Raw genomic sequence first — 17,692 nt, 5'->3', positions numbered from 1 at the left:
TGCGCCAAGCGGCTGCGCGCCCGCGCACGACGGCGCGGGCGGCGCGCACGACGGCGCGGGCGGCGCGCATCACCGCGCAGGCGGCACTGGGGGCATGGTCGTTCCATCGGGGCCGGTGTTGCCTCCTCCCCCGCCGCCTGCCCTGCCATCGTCCGCCCGTTGCGCCGTCGTCTGCGGCGCCGGTGCGACCACGGCGTCCGGCGCGGACACGGCCAGCCAGCCGCCCGCGGGCAGCAGCGGCACGAGCAGCAAGGCCACGATATTGATGATCTTGATCAGGGGATTCACGGCGGGCCCGGCCGTGTCCTTGTACGGGTCGCCCACCGTATCGCCCGTGACGGCGGCCTTGTGCGCGTCCGATCCCTTGCCGCCGAACTTGCCGTCCTCGATGTATTTCTTGGCGTTGTCCCAGGCGCCGCCGCCCGTCGTCATCGAGATGGCGACGAACAGGCCCGTGACGATGGTACCCATCAGCATGCCGCCCAAGGCCGTCGGTCCCAGCAGCATGCCGACGACGATCGGCATCAGCACCGGCAGCAGCGAGGGCAGCACCATCTCGCGGATCGCCGACGCCGTCAGCATGTCCACCGCGCGGTCGTATTCCGGCCGGCCGGTGCCGGCCATGATGCCGGCGATGTCGCGGAACTGGCGCCGCACCTCGACCACGACGGCGCCCGCCGCCCGCCCCACCGCTTCCATGGCCAGCGCCCCGAACAGGTAGGGCACGAGGCCGCCGATGAACAGGCCGACGATCACCATCGGGTCGGACAACTCGAAGCGCATGCCCTTGCCGGCCGCCTCCAGCGCGTGGGCGTAGTCGGCGAACAGCACCAGCGCGGCCAGGCCCGCCGAGCCGATCGCATAGCCCTTGGTGACGGCCTTGGTCGTGTTGCCCACGGCGTCCAGCGGATCGGTGACGGCGCGCACGCCGTCGGGCATCCCGCTCATCTCGGCGATGCCGCCGGCGTTGTCGGTGATGGGCCCGTAGGCGTCGAGCGCGACGATGATGCCGGCCATCGACAGCATCGCCGTCGCCGCGATCGCCAGGCCGTACAGGCCGCCCAGCGCATAGGCGAGCAGGATCGCCGCGCACACGGCCAGCACCGGATAGGCCGTCGACTTCATCGACACGCCGAGGCCGGCGATGATGTTGGTGCCGTGGCCCGTGGTCGACGCCTCGGCGATGCGGCGCACGGGCTTGAATTCCGTGCCCGTGTAGTACTCGGTGATATGGACCATCAGCGCGGTGAGCCCGATGCCGACGGCGGCGCAGCCCAGCATGCGCCAGCGCATGCCGGCGTCGCTCCAGGCCAGCCAGGTGACGACGGCGAAGCCGGCCAGCGACAGGCCGGCCGACCACCACAGGCCCGTGTACAGGGCCGCCATGATCTTGCGGCCCGGGCGCGCCTTGACGAGCGAGCAGCCGACGATGGACGCGATGATGGAAACGCCGCCCAGCAGCAGCGGATAGGCGGCGCCCGCACCGCTCCCCGTCCCGGGCAGGACCAGGGCGCCCAGCAGCATCGTCGCCACCAGCGTGACCACGTAGGTCTCGAACAGGTCGGCGGCCATGCCGGCGCAATCGCCGACGTTGTCGCCCACGTTGTCGGCGATGACGGCGGGGTTGCGCGGATCGTCCTCCGGAATGCCGGCCTCGACCTTGCCGACGAGGTCGGCGCCGACGTCGGCGCCCTTGGTGAAGATGCCGCCGCCCAGGCGCGCGAAGATCGAGATCAGGGATGCGCCGAAGGCCAGGCCCACGAGCGGGCGCAGCCGGTCGTGCAGGGACAGCGCGGGATCGCCCGTGGCCAGCAGGTAGGAGTGAAAGAGCGCCACGCCCAGGAGGCCCAGGCCGACCACCAGCATGCCCGTGATGGCGCCGCCGCGGAAGGCGACGTGCAGCGCCTCGGCCAGCCCGCGCGTGGCGGCCTGGGCGGTGCGCACGTTGGCGCGCACCGAGACGTTCATGCCGATGAAGCCGCACACGCCGGACAGCACGGCCCCGACCAGGAAGCCGGCCGCCATGATGCTGCCGAGGAGGAACCAGATGAGCGCCAGCAGGACGATGCCGACGATGCCGATGGTGCGGTACTGGCGCGCCAGGTAGGCCGAGGGCCCCTGCTGGATGGCCAGCGAGATGTCCTGCATGCGGCCGCTGCCGGCATCCTGTTGCAGGATCCAGCTGCGCGACCACATGCCGTAGCCGACTGCGACGATGCCGCACGCGACGGCGAAGATGAGCTGCGCGGATGCCATGTCGTCCCTCCTCGTCTTCGGATCAAGTCACACCACAGGCTGAACGGCCGCCGGAGCGGCCTTGCTGCATGCTGCTGAACGTCGATCTGGAAAACTGGACGGATGGCGCTGACATCCGGAGCCACGGGACGCGGCAAGCGCCCCGGCATTTCTTATTCCAACATTACTCCGACAGCGCCGCGAACGCCGCGTCGCGTACCTGCTCGACCGGGCCCACGCCCGAGATCTTGCGGTACTTCGGCGCGCCCGGCAGGCCGGACTTGGCCCACTTGCCGTAGTAGTCCAGCAACACTTCGGTCTGGTTGTGGTACACGGCCAGGCGTTTCTTGACGGTTTCTTCCTTGTCGTCGTCACGCTGCACCAGCGGCTCGCCGGTGACATCGTCGACGCCTTCGGTCTTGGGCGGGTTGAACTTCACGTGGTAGACGCGGCCGGACTGCTGGTGCGTGCGGCGGCCCGTCATGCGCTCGAGGATCATCTCGTCCGGCACGTCGATTTCCAGCACGTAGTCGATGGCGACGCCGCTGTCCTTCATGGCGTCGGCCTGCGCCACGGTGCGCGGGAAGCCGTCGAACAGGTAGCCGTTGGCGCAGTCCGCATCCTTCAGGCGCTCCTTCACCAGGCCGATGATGATGTCGTCCGACACCAGCTGACCCGCGTCCATCACTTGTTTCGCCGCCAGGCCGAGTTCGGTGCCGGCCTTGATCGCCGCGCGCAGCATGTCGCCGGTGGAGATCTGGGGGATGTTGTACTTTTCTTTGATGAAGTTGGCCTGAGTGCCTTTGCCGGCGCCGGGGGCTCCTAACAGAATGAGACGCATGAAGGATTTTCCTAATAGTTTTGAAGACGGCCACCGCCTTCGAGATGCCTTGTGCAGATGGCCGAGATTGATGCAAATATAATTAAGTCGATACGAAACTTACCACAAAAGCTGCGCCAGACGCCACTTCGTGGGGACGTTCTATCAGCCTATTGACTTTGCGCAGACGGCGTATGAGACCGTTTCCGTATGGATCAAGACGCGTAGTAAAGTTGTACTCGTGCCAGGTCTTCCGGGGTATCCACGCCCGCTTGCGGCGCCTCGTCGGTCACGTGCACGGCGATCGGATAGCCGTGCCAGAGCACGCGCAGCTGTTCCAGCGCTTCGATGGACTCCAGCGGCGACGCCTCCAGCCGCGGGTAGCGCTGCAGGAAGTCGTTACGGTAGGCGTACAGGCCGATATGGCGCAGCGGGACATACCCTTCTGGCAACTTCGAGCGGTCGTGCGCAAAACCGTCGCGATGCCAGGGAATGGTGGCACGCGAAAAATACAATGCCCGTCCACTCTTGTCGAGGGACAATTTGACCACGTTGGGGTTGAACGCGTCCTCGGCACTGTGCAGCGGATGGGCGCAGGTGGCCATCGGCACGTCGGCGCCGATGCGCGCCGCGCAGGCCGACAGCAGCGCCGGGTCGATCAGCGGCTCGTCGCCCTGCAGGTTGACGACCACGGCGTCGTCCGCCAGGCCCAGCACCTGCGCCACTTCCGCGATGCGGTCGGTGCCGGATGGGTGGTCGGCGCGCGTCATGCAGGCTTCGACGCCGTGCGCGGCGCAGGCCGCCAGGATGTCGGCATGGTCGGTGGCCACGATGACGCGGGCGGCGCCGGATGCGCGCGCGCGCTCGGCGACGCGCACGACCATCGGCTTGCCGCCCAGGTCGGCCAGCGGCTTGTTCGGCAGCCGGGTCGAGGCCAGGCGCGCGGGGATGATGACGACGAAGCTCATGCGCCGGTCACAGCGTCGGCTCGACCTTGCGGGCCTGGTCGGCCCACATGATCGGGATGCCGTCGCGGATCGGGTAAGCGAGCCGGTCCGGGCGGCAGGTCAGTTCCTGCGCCTTTTTGTCATAGTCGAGCGGTCCCTTGCACAGCGGGCAGACCAGGATATCAAGCAGTCGGGCGTCCACGACATTTCTCCACGATAGTTGCGGCCAGCGCGGCATCGATCTGCGCGCTGACCGGGACGACCCACACGCGTGGATCGCCGTTGATGTTTTCAAGTTGCCGACATTTTACTGCATCCTTCTCCGTGACCAGGATGACATCGGCCTCGACGCCCTGGAACGGGTCGTCGCGGAAGTCGTGGTGGTCCGGCAGCGGCATTTCCATGACGTCCAGGCCGGCGTCGCGCAGCATGGCGAAGAAGCGGCCCGGATTGCCGATGCCGGCCGCGGCCAGGATGCGTCGGCCGGCGAAGGCGGCCAGCGGCAGGCGCTCGGCGCCGTCCATCAGGCGCTCGGCCACGTCGCCCGCGAGGCGCATCTGCCGGGGCCTGCCGCCGACCGCCTGCGCCAGCGCGGGCGTGAGCTCGGGCGTATTCACCACGGTGACGTCGCGGCGCCGCGACGGCGGTTCGCGCAGCGGCCCGGCCGGCAGCGTGAAGCCGTTGCCCACGCCGCGCCCGTCGAACAACAGGATCTCGACGTCGCGCTGCAAGGCATAGTGCTGCAGGCCGTCGTCGGCGATGAGCACGTCCACGCTCGGGTGCAGCGCCAGCAGGTGGCGGCCCGCCTGCGCGCGGCGCCGGCCCACGACGACCGGGCAGCCGGCGCGCGCCGCGATCAACAGGGGTTCGTCGCCCACGTCGCGCGCGCTCGAGCTGCTGAGCACTTCACGCGGCGCCTCTTCCGCCCCGCCGTGGCCGCGCGAGATCACGCCGGGACGCAGCCCGGCCGCGCGCAACTGCTGGGCCAGCCAGATCGTCAGCGGCGTCTTGCCGGTACCGCCGATGAAGATATTGCCGACCACCACGACGGGCACGGGCAGGCGTTCCGACTTCAGCAGGCCGAGGCGGAAGCAGGCGCGCCGCAGCGCGGCCAGCAGGCGGAACGGCACGGACACGGGCCACAACGCCAGCGCCAGGGGACCGCGCGCCAGCCAGGCGCGGGTCAGGATCGATTCGAGGGAGGCACTCAAGGAAGGATTGCTGCCGGCTTATTTCTGCCCGCCGCCGGTCTGGGCCGCGAAGGTGAGCTTGTCGTAGCCGGCCACGCGCGCCGCTTCCAGCACGTTGATCACCATCTGGTGCATCGCGAACTGGTCGGCATTGACGATGATGACGGGATCGGCGACCGGGGTCGCCAGGCGCTGGCCGTCGGGTCCGGTGCTGGCCGCGCGCTTGAGGTCGTCGGCCAGGCCGGCCACGCCGTGGAAGGACACGGGCACGTTGTTGACCGTGTAGTTGCCTTTCGCATCGACCGTGACGTTGATCTCGAACGGCTTGTCCAGCGCCTTCTCGGCATCGGCCGTCGGCAGCGTGATCTGCAGCTCCGTGAACTTGCTGTAGGTGGTGGACACCATCAGGAAGATCAGCACCACCAGCAGCACGTCGATGAACGGGATCAGGTTGATTTCCGGATCCTCGCGTTTCTGGCCGCGGCGGAAGTTCATCATTTGCGTGCTCCGTGGACGACGTCGACGAATTTCACGGCCTGCAGTTCCATGTCGATGATGAAGCTGTCGACGAGGGCGCGGAAGTGACGGTAGGCCACCAGCGCGGGCATCGCGATCGCCAGGCCGAAGCCCGTGTTGTACAGCGCCACCGAGATGCCGTGCGCGAGCTGGGCCGGGTTGGTGCCGCTGGCATTCTGGGCGCCGAAGATCTCGATCATGCCGACCACGGTACCGAACAGGCCCATCAGCGGAGCCAGCGAGGCGATTGTCCCCAGCGTGGTGAGGAAGCGCTCCAGCTGGTGGGCGACGCCCCTGCCCGCTTCCTCGATCGATTCCTTCATCACGTCGCGCGGCGCGTCGACGTTCTTCAGCGCGGACGCCAGGACGGCGCCAAGCGGAGAATTGGTTTGCAGTTTGTCGATGATGTCAGGAGTGACCTTGCCGCCGCGATAGACCTGGATGACTTCGTCGAGCAACTGGCGTGGCAGGATCTTTTCACGGCGCAAGTAGATCAGGCGTTCGATGATCAGCGCCAGTGCGATGATCGAGGCAATCAACAACAGCCAGATGGGCCAGCCGGCAGCTTGGAGAATGGCGAGCAAATGGAACTCCTGGATAGGTAAAAAACAACATGACAAGGGAATTGCGCAATGTAACGTGTTGCCAAGATTGCGGCAAGTGGAGTTCTACACACTTTCTGTGGATAAAAATGTGCGCAATCCGACGTATGCATGTGAAGGACGTTGATTCTTAAGAGAAATTTCCGATTGCCCAAAAGAATGGCAGGCATCCCCCGACATCCGCCCCCGTCGAACCGTTTGCAAGCTCGCCCCAGAGTTGCTCACAATTTCTGTGGATAAAATTGTGTCCAAACCTTTCTGATGTCGACAAGCCCTTGATTTTTAAAGAATAAATTTTGAAGATGAAAAATGAGGCAGCGGGATACGCTGTGACAGCCCGGTCGGCTCCCTGGCTTCTGCACATTTTGTGTGGACAAAATTGTGCGCAAACGCACGCAGCGTATGCAAGTCGCTTGATTTATAAGGGAAAACCTCTCCTGCACTAATTTTAAGCATCCAGCGTCGATATGACGTACAGGCCGTGGTCGCCAGTTGCTGCGCGACTTTGCACACAAACTGTGGAAAACAATGTGTGCAAACTGCGCACCGGGGATCCAAGTCATTGATTTCATTGGCAACAGCAATGCAAGCCTAAATTTTAAGCAAGCCGGGCCACTATGGCGCGCCCTCCTCCCGCGGCAACGCGCCAGGCACCCGGCGTTGCGCTTGCGGTATAGTCTTGCCCTCGATGCCATGGCAGGGCTGGCTCGGCGTGCCTGCGTTTCTTCACAGATTGTGTGGAAAAGATTGTGAGCAAGGCCGTTTCGGAATAGCGAAGTCCTTGATCGGCAAGGGAAAAAAGTCCATGCGGCTTTTTTGGGCAGTCTGGTGCCTGGCTGACCGGCTGTGCACACAAACTGTGGAAAACAATGTGCGCAAGCTTTAGCCATGCTCAACAAGTTGTTGATTCCTTTGAGAAAAGTTCTTCATGACTAATTTTTGAGCAGGTTTTTCGAGCAAACGAACCTGCAGGAACGACTTGTCCACTTCCTCACAGTTTCTGTGGATAAGATTGTGGCCAACTACCCTCCATGCATCGGAAGTGTTTGATCTGTAAGGAAATTTTATTTCTGCATCGAAATCAGGCAACGCTAAATTTCGTTAAGAATCAGGCGCTTACCATCGAGACTTGCTAGTTTGGGAGAGCTGTTTTTTACGCAGCTCGCATAACCTTTTTTGTGGACAGATTGTCCAGCTCATCCATATGTTCGACACCGACGCCGCCGACCCGGCCTATGCCGCGCCCCCTGTCCTGACCGTCACGGCCCTCAACCAGCAGGTCGCGCGCCTGCTGGAACGCAGTTTCCCCCTGGTCTGGATCGGCGGCGAGATCTCGAACTTCACCCGCGCCGCCTCCGGCCACTGGTATTTCACGCTGAAGGACAATGCGGCCCAGGTGCGCGCCGTCATGTTCCGCGGCCGTGCCCAATACGCGGGCTTCGTGCCGCGCGAAGGCGACAAGGTCGAGGTGCGTGCCCTCGTCACGCTGTACGGCGCGCGCGGCGACTACCAGATCAACGTCGAGGCGATCCGGCGTGCCGGCGTGGGCCAGTTGTACGAAGCCTTCATGCGCCTGAAGGAAAAACTGGGCGCGGAGGGCCTGTTCGACGAGGACCGCAAGCGTCCCCTGCCGCTGTTCGCCCGCACCATCGGCATCGTCACGAGCCCGCAGGCGGCGGCGCTGCGCGACGTGCTGACGGCGCTGCGGCGGCGCGTGCCGCACGTGCGCGTGGTGCTGTATCCGGCGCCCGTGCAGGGCCAGGCCGCCGCCGAGCGCATCGCCGACGCGATCGCCACGGCATCGCGCCGTGCCGAGGCGGACGTGCTGCTCGTGTGCCGCGGCGGCGGCTCGATCGAAGACCTGTGGAGCTTCAACGAGGAAATCGTCGCGCGCGCCATCGCCGCCTGTTCGATGCCCGTGATCTCCGGCGTCGGCCACGAGACCGACTTCACCATCGCCGACTTCGCCGCCGACCTGCGCGCCGCCACGCCGACCGCCGCCGCCGAGCTGGCCGCCACGCCGCGCGCCGACTGGCTCGCTTCCCTGCGCGCGGACAGCACCGACCTGCGCCGGGCGATGGCGCGCATCCTGTCCGACGCCAGCCAGGGATTGGACGGCCTGAGCCGCCGCCTGCAAAGCCCGTCGAGCCAACTTGCCCATCAGCGCCTGAAACTTCTGGGCATGGCCAGCGGTCTGACCCATGCAGTCCGCGCGCCCATCAACCGCAACGGCGTGCTGCTGGCCCAGCTGCAGCAGCGCTGGGCGCGCCACCGCCCGGACGTACGCTCGCTGCACGCCCGGCTGGCGTCCGAGCAGCGCCACCTGGTGGCCAGCATGCTGGGCCAGTTGCGCGGACGGCGCGAAGCCCTGGGCGCGCTGGCCGCCCAGCTCGAACTGCTGAACCCGCAGCGCACGCTGGAACGCGGCTATGCGATCGTCAGCAATGCCAAGGGCAAGGCGTTGACGTCCCCTGGCCAGATCAAGCCGCGCGACGTCCTGCGCGTACGCCTGGCCGAAGGCAGCGTCGAAGTGAACGTGAATGGCGTCCAGGATTTGCTGGAATAAGGCTGGAATACGTTGGCGGAATGCGCATCTTGCCGTTTTCGCAAAGGATGAGCAGCATCCTTTGTTCCGGATTACAATAGCGGCCGTTTTGCAAGATTCATCTCGTTGCCAACCCATAAAGGAAACAAGACATGGAACACACCCTGCCCCCGCTGCCGTACGCCAAGGATGCCCTGCAGCCGCATATCTCGGCCGAGACCCTGGAATACCACTACGGCAAGCACCACCAGGCCTACGTGACGAACCTGAACAACCTGATCAAGGGTACCGAGTTCGAAAACATGCCGCTGGAAGACATCATCAAGAAGTCCCAGGGTGGCGTGTTCAATAACTCGGCCCAGGTCTGGAACCACACCTTCTTCTGGAACTGCATGAGCCCGAACGGCGGCGGCGCGCCGACCGGCCCGGTCGCCGACGCGATCAATGCCAAATGGGGTTCGTTCGACAAGTTCAAGGAAGAATTCCAGAAGTCGGCCGTCGGCAACTTCGGTTCGGGCTGGACCTGGCTGGTGAAAAAGCCGGACGGCACCGTCGACATCGCCAACACCTCGAACGCCGGCACCCCGCTGACCACCGAGAACAAGGCCCTGCTGACCTGCGACGTCTGGGAGCACGCCTACTACATCGACTACCGCAATGCCCGTCCGAAGTTCGTCGAGGCATGGTGGAACACCGTCAACTGGGACTTCGTGAACCAGAACTTCGCGTAATACCCCGTTCCGGCAGGTCCGGAACGCCCCGGCAAACGGCCCGCATGCGGGCCGTTTGCTTTTGTCCCGTGCCTAGCGGGGACCGAGCTGCCTGGCCAGGAATGCCTCCACGCGCGTCCAGAAATCGATCCGCGTGCGCTCGTAGCGCCAGCCGTGGCCTTCGTCCTCGTACTCGATCCACTCGACCTGCGGATTGGTGCGTTTGACCGCCGCGTAGAACTTCCTTCCCTGCTCGATGGGCACCGTGCGGTCCTTGCCGCCATAGGCCAGCAGCAGGGGCTGGGTGACGGCGGTGGCGTTCTCCAGCGGCGACACGGCTTTCAGCATGGCCGCGTCCTTTTCCTGGTCGCCGACCAGCACCGGCAAGGTGTAGGTCTTGGCGTCCTGGGACGTGCTGGTAAATCGTTCGTCGTAGATCAGGTTGATGTCCGTGACGCCGGCCCAGTCGACGCCGCAGCGGAACAGCGCGGGGTCGCGGATCAGGCCCATCAGCGTGGCATAGCCGCCGTAACTGGCGCCGGCGATGCACACGCGCTTCGCGTCCGCCACGCCCTGGCCGATGGCCCAGCGCGCCGCGTCTGCCACATCGTCCTGCATCGCCCTGCCCCATTGCTTCCAGCCGGCCATGAAGTGGTCGTAGCCATAACCTTCGCTACCGCGGAATTCCGGCTGCAGCACGGCGTAGCCGCGCGTGGCGAGGAATTGCACTTGCGGGTTCCAGGCGAAGTGCCCGCCGCGCATCCACGGTCCGCCGTGCACCAGCACGACCATCGGCAGGTTCTTGCGTTCTCCACGCGGCAGCGTCAGGTAGGCCGGCACGTCGCGGCCGTCGCGCGCCTTGATGTGCACGAAGGAGGTTTCGCCCATCTGCAAGGGATTGATTTGCGGCATGCTGGTTCCCAGCGGGGTCAGCTTGCCGCTGCCGATGTGGTACAGCTGCCAGAAGCCGGGCTCGGTATCGGAATACGAGCGCACCACGACGGCATCCGCCACAGCGTCGGCGGCCACCTGCAGTTCGTTGATCGTGGACGGCAGCAAGGCGTCGACCCGCTGCTGCACCTGCTGCATGCCCTCGTCCGCCCAGGCCGTCATGGGTTCGCTCGTCTCGTAGCGTACGCCCAGCACGCGGTCGTGGTCAGGCGCGAGGATCAGGGTGCCGTCGAAGTCGAAGTTCTTCAGCCCCACCATCGGTTCCGGATCGAGCTTGCCGGTGCGGGTATCGAGGCGGTACAGGCCCACCGTGTTGCGGCCGTTGCGGCTGCTGACATAGACCTCGCCCGAGCGCGTCACGAAGCGCGGCGTCAGCGTCGTCGGCGCGTTGCCCGGATAGGCCACCAGCTCGCGCCAGGCCTTGGTCGCGGGGTCGTTGATCATCAGCTGCACCTGCCCCGCTTCGCGCCGGGCGGCCACGCGTGGCACCCCGCCGGCGTCGATCAGGACGCTGGAGACGCCGTTGGGCGCGTCGACGGCGGTCAGGTTGACGGTGTGCGTATTCAGCCGAAACAGCCGGTAGCCCTTGAAGTCCTCGTCGAAAACGTTGTAGCGCACCACGTAGACGTCGTCCGACCCATCGTGCGTGCTGCTCAGGAAATGCGTGTTCGGCGGCAAGGCGGGATCGCGCGTCTGCGTGTTCAAGGCATGGCCGACCAGCAGCACGTGCTTGCTACCGTCGAGGTTCACGGCATGCAGCCCCGGGCTGCGCGCGCGCTCGTCGTCCTCCAGGTCCGGACGGACGGCCGAGTACACGAGGCGCCGGTCGTTGATCCAGTGGACGCCGACCACGTCCATGCCGCGCACGCCGGCGATGACGTGCGCCGGGCCGCCGGCCGCCGACATGTTCGCCAGGACGATATTGCCTTCCGGCCCACGGAGCAGCAAGGCGACGTTCCTGCCGTCCGGCGACAGGAGGGCGCCGGCGAACCGTGGCGATGTGAAGAAATCCTTGACGGGAGGCGGCACGGGCTGGGAAGCCGCCGCGATGGAAGGGAGGGGCACGGCCCACGCCAGGCAGGCAGTGGCCAATAGAGTCGAAATACGGAGCATGGCGGCAGGATCCTGATATCGAAGATTCGATATCATACTTACCAGACAGAAATAAAATCTCTCGGATACTAACACCAGCGGGAGCAGCTCTTCCATTTGTCGTGAAAGTGTAGGATTTTGTCACCTTTACCCAGCCAACATGCTGCTTTGTCGCCCCCTCTTATAGAATGTCGGCCTCAAGGAGAAATTCATGTATCGCGTACTGCTGGTGGAAGACGATCCGCGCCTCGCGGATCTCGTGACGGAATATTTGTCGGGCTACGAATTCTCGGTCGACCTCGTGACGCGGGGCGATGCCGCGCTGGAGCACTTCAAGGCCAATCCTCCCGATATCGTGGTGCTGGACCTGATGTTGCCGGGCATGGACGGGATGGTGGTGTGCCGGCAGATCCGCGACGTGTCCGAGGTGCCGATCCTGATCCTGACGGCGCGCGAGGATACCTATGACGAGGTGTCGGGCCTGGAACAGGGTGCGGACGACTTCGTCAACAAGCCCGTCCAGCCGCGCGTGCTGCTGGCCCGCCTGCGCGCCCTGCTGCGCCGCACCCAGACCAAGGCCGCGCCCGATACCCGCATGCTCGAGTTCGGCCAGCTGCGCATCATGACCAACGACCGCAGCGTGACCTGGCGCGGCCAGCCTTGCGTGCTCAGCAATACCGAATACAAGCTGCTGCTGGTGCTGGCCGAAGCATCGGGGCGGGTGCTGTCGCGCGACGAACTGCTCAAGAAGATGCGCGGCATCGAATTCGACGGCCTCGACCGCAGCATCGACAACTGCATCTCCAAGCTGCGCCGCAAGTTCGACGATACGCTGTCGGAAAAGATCAAGACGGTGTGGGGGGAAGGTTATCTGTTCTCGCCGTCGGCGTGGAACTAAACAACCGCTAATGCAAAGACCGTCGTCCCTGCGCAGGCAGGGACCCGATTTCGCGTGCGTTGCGGCGGCGCGAACACCTTGGGTCCCTGCCTGCGCAGGGACGACGTCGTTTTTGCTTCCTGATTAATCGAACACCGGCACGATCGCCAGCGGCGCGTGATACGTGGTCACCTGCGCCCGTTCGCTGCCGAAGCGCCAGGTCGCGACCGGCAAGCCATCTTCCGCATCGCCCGCCGCCACCGGCAGCGCCACTTCCTGGCCGTCCGCGCGGCGCACCCGCACGCCCGACTGCTCCCGTTTCGCGAACACGAAGCGCACGCCCGCGCATTGCTGGGACTGGCGCGACGCATCGAGCCAGCGCGCGAAGCCCAGCGCCTGGCCGCAGGCGATGCGCAGCTCGGTGCTGTCGTACTGGCCGTCCGGGCGCAGCGCGATCGTCACCAGCGGGCGCACGCTGAACGGCACCTTGCGGTTCAGCTGCAGCACGGCATTCTCGTCGTAGGACGATTTCTGCAGCGGGAATACGGTGCGGCCCAGCGCGTCGAGCGGCAGGTTCAGCTGGGTGGTCTTGCCGCTCACGGTCAGCTGGGCGCCCTCGCCCAGCGCGCCGCGCTCGCCCGCCTGTACCTGCAGCTGGCTCACGAGCAGGTTCTTCGGCCCGCCGAATTTCTCGAAGCGGACCATGGCGCGATACGCGTCGCGGTAGCTCGCCCACTCGCCATCGCGCACCTGTGCGCCGGCCGGAATGGCCGCCAGCAGCAGGGCGATGTGGATGAGGAAGGGGCGAACCGGGCGCATCGTCAGAACCGGAGGGCGATGGCGGTCGAAACCGTCGTGTCGGTGGACCGCTCGACGAGCGGGCTATGGCGCGCGCTGCCGAGCAGGCGCGTCGTCTGTACATTGGTCGTCAGCATCCAGGACGGCGACAGCGCCCAGTTCCAGCGCACGCCGGCGTGGGCGTCATGCAAGCCGCCGGCCGCCTCGTAGGCGGGGAAGCGGCTGCGCAGCGATTCCTCGAGCGAGACGCCGAGATAGCTGTCGTCGTAGCGACGGTTCACGACCGTCACCCCGGCAGACAGCGACATGCGGTGGCGCGCGTTGTCGACGACGCCCAGGCGCTGCACGCCCAGTTCGAGGCGCGCGCCGTCGCGCTCCTTGCCGGCGCCGAACAGCACGCTGCTGGTCACGCGCCAGCGCGGATTCAGGTAGTAATTGGCAAAGGCGCCCGCCTGCAGGCGCGCGCCGATCCGGTCCATGCCGCTCAGCGGCGCGGCGGGGAGCTGGCGCTTGTCGATGGGCGATGGAATGCCGCTGGCGAAATCGGTGACGCCGACGCCGCCGATCTCGGTGCCGGCACCCTCGTCGTCGCGGCTCGGATGCACGGCCACCAGCGGGCCGACCTCGAAGGTCGGATCATCCGTCAGGTGCCAGCCTGCGCTCATCCCCGAAATAAAAAGGCCGTTGCTCCATTGGACCTGGAGCACCGGCAGTGCTGACACCTTGTGGCTATCCGCCCCCTCGTAGCGCGGTGCCGATTGCACGCCCAGCCCGACGTACATGTCGCGGCTGCCGTCCGGCATCGGATTGGTCGCCGGCGTCTGCGCCCAGGCAGCGCCGCAGCCGGCGGTCAACGCGAGGAAGAGAAGCTTGTTCATGGTCGGGCGGATGATTCGGAAAACCAACATTCTACGTGCATGGTTTCCCTCCTCTCAATACTTCCTTACGGCGTTGTCGTTTCCATGGTGAATCGACCAAGGTCGGGGCGGGTCAGCGTGGCGGGCGGACGGGGAGGCGTCCCGGCGATCAAAAAAGGCCCACCATCGCTCGCGCATCAGGTGGGCCAAACGGAAAACCTGATGCCATGTATCGTACGCACGGGACACAAGTCTTTCATCCTCTACATGTCGCCCATTTGTCGTCAATTTGTAAAACCCGGTTCTCCGGCGCTGACGTCCTATACAATTTCATACATGCAAGATCTGACGACCATCCACCAGTAAGCCGGGAGCGACGTGAACCGTTTGTTCTTCCGCTTCTTCGTCCTGGTGATGCTGTCGATCACGGCGGCGACGTTCGTCATCTATTTCGTGTTCGCGCGCCTGTTCGGCGATCCCCTCGATGACATCGCGCGGCGCCAGGCTTCGGCCCAGATCTTCCTGCTCCAGCAATACGTGGACCAGGCCCCGGCCGACGAATGGCTGGGCCGCCTGAACAAGGTGCGCGAGGTCTCCGAGGCGCGCTTCGACCTGATTTCCCTGGCCCAGGCCAGGAGCGCCCTGCCCGGCCGCCAGCGCGCCGCGCTCGATGCGGGGCGGCTGGTCCTCGATCCGGCCAACAAGGCGTTCTACCGGCGCGTCGACCTGACGGGCGAGCGCTATATCGGCAGCGACGAAGAGGTGATCCGTGCCGAGCGATTGCCGATCGACCTCGGCCAGGCCCTGTTGATGGAAGTGGTGCGCTACGTGGTGGTGGCGCTGGCGCTGCTGGTGCCGATCGCCCTGTGGTCGCGCAAGCACTGGCAGGCGCTGCAGACGCTGTCGCGCGTGGCCGACGACTTCGGCGCCGGCCAGCTGTCGGCGCGCGCCCGCCTGGCGCCCACGGATGCCGTGTATCCGCTGGCCGAACGCATCAATGCGATGGCCGGGCGCATCCAGGACTTGCTGGAAGCGCAGAAGAACCTGCTGCACTCCGTATCGCACGAGCTGCGCACGCCGATCGCGCGCCTCGAGTTCGCGCTGGAACTGCTGGCCGACCGCGCCGCCGGGCCGGAGATCGACGGCGCCGCCCTCGTCAAGCGCATCGCGGCGATGGAAGGCGACGTCATCGAGCTGAACGAGCTCGTCAACGAGCTGCTGTCGATGAGCAAGCTGGACAACGCGAAGGAACCGCAGCGCGTGCCGTTCGACGTCGAGCCGCTGCTGCGCGAGTGCGCCGACGGCCTGCATCCGCGTCCGCAGCACCTGGTGCTGGACCTGGGCGAACGCCTGGGCAGCGTCGACGGCGACCGCCGCCTGCTGGGGCGCGCCGTCGGCAACCTGCTGCGCAATGCGCAGAAATACGCGGCCGCCCGCGTGGCGCTGCACGCGCACCGCAACGGCGGCCGGCTCGAGATCGCCATCGAGGACGACGGTCCCGGCATCCCCGACGAGGACCGCGAGCGCATCTTCGAACCGTTCTTCCGCCTCGACCGCAGCCGCGACCGCGCCACCGGCGGCTTCGGCCTGGGCCTGTCGATCGCGCGCAAGGCGGTCGCCCTGCACGGCGGCACGCTGGTCGCCGAACGCGCGTCCATGGGCGGGGCGCGCTTCGTGATCAGCCTGCCGGACGGCGCGATCGGCTGATCACTTCGCCTTGGCGGCCTGGTCGACCAGCTTGCTCGCCACCTCGAGCGTGGCATTGAACAGCGTGTTGCGGTCGCTCGTCTTGAGGTCCTTGTTGACGATGGACGGCGAGGTCACGTAGCGGCCGTCGATGACCAGCGTCGGTGCCGAATCGATCTTGTAGTCCGCCACGATCTTGGACAACTGGCGCAGCTTCATCGTCACGCCAAAGGAATTCCAGGCGCTCAGGAAGGCGGCGCGGTCGATGCCGTTCTTGCTGGCCCAGTCGATGATGGCGGCATCCGTGTTCAGGCGCACGCGGTCGACGTGCACGGCCTTGAACACCTTGGCGTGCATCTGGTCGAGCTTGCCGAGCGCTTCCAGCGTCAGGTACAGGCGGGCTTCCGGATCGGCCGGTCCCGTGAACGGGAAGTGGACGCGGCGCAGCACGATGCGGTCGCCCTGCTGGCGCACCCAGACCTCCAGTCCCGGCTCCAGCGCATTGCACACCGGGCAGTGGTACATGAAGAATTCGATGACCTCGACCTTCTTGCCGGCCGCCTGCACGGGCTGCGGCTGGGCCAGCGTGACGTAGTCGACGCCGTTCTGGGGCGCGCTCGGCGACGCCAGCGCGAGGATGGAGAGGGACAGGCAGGCGCCGAGGACGGCGGTACGCAGCAGACGCATGGGGTTCCTTCGGATTCTTGTAGGAACCCGAAGCGTACCATTCACTACGGGAAATATTACTTAAGCAATCTTTAAGGCTGGGCCCGAGGCTGGCCCTGTGGCCGCGTCTGTGGCTGCGTCTGCTGCTGCGCCGGTGCCCTGCGGCGGTCGTAGCGGTGGCCCGCATTCGGATCGTCCGGCCTCACGTGGGTGAAGCCGTACCACAGGTGCTCCCACCAGTGCTCGCGCGATTGCACGGTGAGCAGGCACTGGCGGTCGATCTCGGCCTTGAACAGCGGATCCCGGCACTGCTTCGACGCCAGCGCATTGCGCTGGTTCTCCGCATTGATGAGCGCAATGGCCAGCCAGAACACCAGGCCGGCGAGCACCACCACGAGGCCCCAGGCCACATGGTTGACATGGCTGGACTCGTACAAGTCCTCGTCTTCCGGCTTGGACTTGTCGTAGATCCTCAGGATCTTGCCTTCGATATCGCTCATTCGATCGTTTCGCTCATTACTTCGTTTTTGCAGCCTTGGCGACGAGCGCGTCCATGACCTGCAGGGTTTCCTGGAACAGCTGCTGCTCGTTGCCGGACTTGGTGGAGTTGTACACCTGCGCCGGCGAGGTCTGGTACTTGCCGTCGATGACGATGGTCGGCGCGCCGTCGACCTTGTAGTCGGTGGTGAGCTGCTGCAGGCGGCGCAGCTTGGTCGTCACGCCGAACGAGTTCCAGGCGTCGGTAAAGGCCTTGCGGTCCAGGCCGTTCTTGGCGGCCCAGTCGATGATCGTGTCGTCGCGGTTCAGGCGCACGCGGTCGACGTGGATCGCCTTGAACACCTTGGCATGCATCTGGTCGACCTTGCCCATTGCCTCGAGCGTCAGGTACAGGTGCGCTTCCGGATCGGCGGGACCGCCGGCCGGGATGTGGATGCGGCGCAGCACGATATTGTCACCCTGCTTTTTGACCCACTGTTCGAACATCGGTTCCAGCGCATTGCAGTGCGGGCAGTGGTACATGAAGAACTCGATCACCTCGACCTTCTTGCCGCTGGCCTGCACCGGTTGCGGCTGGGCGAGCGTCACGTACTCGACGCCGTTCGTCGGCGCCGTCGGCGAGGCAAACGCGGTGCTGGCGACGAGGCTGGCGGCAATCAGGGCAAAACGCAGGGAACGCATAGTTATCCTTCTAGGGTGAGT

17 protein-coding genes are annotated in these 17,692 nt (G+C 65.7%); 4 read left to right on the top strand and 13 right to left on the bottom strand.

Features of this window, described 5'->3' with window-relative positions; genetic code table 11:
• Positions 1 to 69: 69 nt before the first annotated feature.
• From ACI1V7_RS12425 to ACI1V7_RS12395, 7 genes are all read right to left on the bottom strand, one after another.
• Entirely contained in the window at positions 70 to 2,256 is a 2,187-nt protein-coding gene (locus ACI1V7_RS12425; protein ID WP_404532062.1) for a sodium-translocating pyrophosphatase, read from the bottom strand.
• Positions 2,257 to 2,419: 163 nt separating this feature from the next.
• A complete protein-coding gene (gene adk / locus ACI1V7_RS12420) occupies positions 2,420 to 3,076 on the bottom strand; it encodes an adenylate kinase (protein WP_404532061.1) in 657 nt (218 codons plus the stop codon).
• 194 nt (positions 3,077 to 3,270) lie between these two features.
• Positions 3,271 to 4,023 carry a 3-deoxy-manno-octulosonate cytidylyltransferase gene (gene kdsB, locus ACI1V7_RS12415; RefSeq protein WP_404532060.1) on the bottom strand — a complete coding sequence of 251 codons (753 nt, stop codon included), beginning with the start codon at positions 4,021 to 4,023 and terminating at the stop codon, positions 3,271 to 3,273.
• 7 nt (positions 4,024 to 4,030) lie between these two features.
• Entirely contained in the window at positions 4,031 to 4,204 is a 174-nt protein-coding gene (locus ACI1V7_RS12410; protein WP_404532059.1) for a Trm112 family protein, read from the bottom strand.
• Complete coding sequence (gene lpxK / locus ACI1V7_RS12405; RefSeq protein ID WP_404532058.1) at positions 4,185 to 5,213, bottom strand: tetraacyldisaccharide 4'-kinase; 1,029 nt, start codon at positions 5,211 to 5,213, stop codon at positions 4,185 to 4,187. The genes ACI1V7_RS12410 and lpxK overlap by 20 nt, the downstream gene beginning before the upstream one ends.
• An 18-nt stretch (positions 5,214 to 5,231) precedes the next feature.
• Complete coding sequence (locus tag ACI1V7_RS12400) at positions 5,232 to 5,687, bottom strand: ExbD/TolR family protein (RefSeq protein WP_404532524.1); 456 nt, start codon at positions 5,685 to 5,687, stop codon at positions 5,232 to 5,234.
• Positions 5,687 to 6,292 (bottom strand): MotA/TolQ/ExbB proton channel family protein, encoded by a 606-nt coding sequence (locus tag ACI1V7_RS12395; RefSeq protein WP_404532057.1) that lies wholly within the window; start codon positions 6,290 to 6,292, stop codon positions 5,687 to 5,689. Before ACI1V7_RS12395 ends, ACI1V7_RS12400 begins: the two co-directional genes overlap by 1 nt.
• Positions 6,293 to 7,514: 1,222 nt before the next feature.
• On the opposite strand from ACI1V7_RS12395, the gene xseA reads away from it, so the two are divergent.
• Positions 7,515 to 8,876, top strand: coding sequence for an exodeoxyribonuclease VII large subunit (gene xseA / locus ACI1V7_RS12390; RefSeq protein ID WP_404532056.1), 1,362 nt, complete (start codon positions 7,515 to 7,517; stop codon positions 8,874 to 8,876).
• 131 nt (positions 8,877 to 9,007) lie between these two features.
• Positions 9,008 to 9,586, top strand: a complete 579-nt coding sequence (locus ACI1V7_RS12385) for a superoxide dismutase (RefSeq protein ID WP_404532055.1) — start codon at positions 9,008 to 9,010, stop codon at positions 9,584 to 9,586.
• Between the two features lie 72 nt (positions 9,587 to 9,658).
• Here the strand turns inward: ACI1V7_RS12385 and ACI1V7_RS12380 are convergent, their stop codons facing one another.
• On the bottom strand, positions 9,659 to 11,581 hold the full coding sequence (locus ACI1V7_RS12380; protein ID WP_404532054.1) for an alpha/beta hydrolase family protein: 1,923 nt from the start codon (positions 11,579 to 11,581) through the stop codon (positions 9,659 to 9,661).
• A 238-nt stretch (positions 11,582 to 11,819) separates the two neighbouring features.
• On the opposite strand from ACI1V7_RS12380, the gene ACI1V7_RS12375 reads away from it, so the two are divergent.
• A complete protein-coding gene (locus ACI1V7_RS12375) occupies positions 11,820 to 12,506 on the top strand; it encodes a response regulator (protein ID WP_404532053.1) in 687 nt (228 codons plus the stop codon).
• Between the two features lie 123 nt (positions 12,507 to 12,629).
• Here ACI1V7_RS12375 and ACI1V7_RS12370 read toward each other — a convergent pair whose 3' ends face one another.
• Complete coding sequence (locus tag ACI1V7_RS12370; RefSeq protein ID WP_404532052.1) at positions 12,630 to 13,304, bottom strand: hypothetical protein; 675 nt, start codon at positions 13,302 to 13,304, stop codon at positions 12,630 to 12,632.
• A gap of 2 nt (positions 13,305 to 13,306) precedes the next feature.
• Positions 13,307 to 14,161 (bottom strand): MipA/OmpV family protein, encoded by an 855-nt coding sequence (locus ACI1V7_RS12365; protein ID WP_404532051.1) that lies wholly within the window; start codon positions 14,159 to 14,161, stop codon positions 13,307 to 13,309.
• Between the two features lie 357 nt (positions 14,162 to 14,518).
• Between ACI1V7_RS12365 and ACI1V7_RS12360 the strand changes: the two genes are divergently transcribed.
• Positions 14,519 to 15,847, top strand: coding sequence for an ATP-binding protein (locus ACI1V7_RS12360; protein WP_404532050.1), 1,329 nt, complete (start codon positions 14,519 to 14,521; stop codon positions 15,845 to 15,847).
• Here the strand turns inward: ACI1V7_RS12360 and ACI1V7_RS12355 are convergent, their stop codons facing one another.
• From ACI1V7_RS12355 to ACI1V7_RS12345, 3 genes are all read right to left on the bottom strand, one after another.
• Positions 15,848 to 16,513 carry a thiol:disulfide interchange protein DsbA/DsbL gene (locus ACI1V7_RS12355; RefSeq protein ID WP_404532049.1) on the bottom strand — a complete coding sequence of 222 codons (666 nt, stop codon included), beginning with the start codon at positions 16,511 to 16,513 and terminating at the stop codon, positions 15,848 to 15,850.
• Between the two features lie 71 nt (positions 16,514 to 16,584).
• Positions 16,585 to 16,992: a hypothetical protein gene (locus tag ACI1V7_RS12350; protein WP_404532048.1), complete on the bottom strand. Its 408-nt coding sequence runs from the start codon at positions 16,990 to 16,992 to the stop codon at positions 16,585 to 16,587.
• A gap of 16 nt (positions 16,993 to 17,008) precedes the next feature.
• The gene (locus ACI1V7_RS12345) at positions 17,009 to 17,671 is read right to left on the bottom strand and encodes a thiol:disulfide interchange protein DsbA/DsbL (RefSeq protein ID WP_404532047.1); all 663 of its coding nucleotides are present in this window, start codon (positions 17,669 to 17,671) and stop codon (positions 17,009 to 17,011) included.
• Between the last annotated feature and the right edge of the window lie 21 nt (positions 17,672 to 17,692).

Origin of the sequence: Massilia paldalensis (assembly GCF_044901715.1) — a bacterium.
GTDB classification, from domain to species: domain Bacteria; phylum Pseudomonadota; class Gammaproteobacteria; order Burkholderiales; family Burkholderiaceae_D; genus Telluria; species Telluria paldalensis.
Note: the sequence above shows the minus strand (reverse complement) of the source record. Positions and strands in the feature narration are given on the sequence as shown.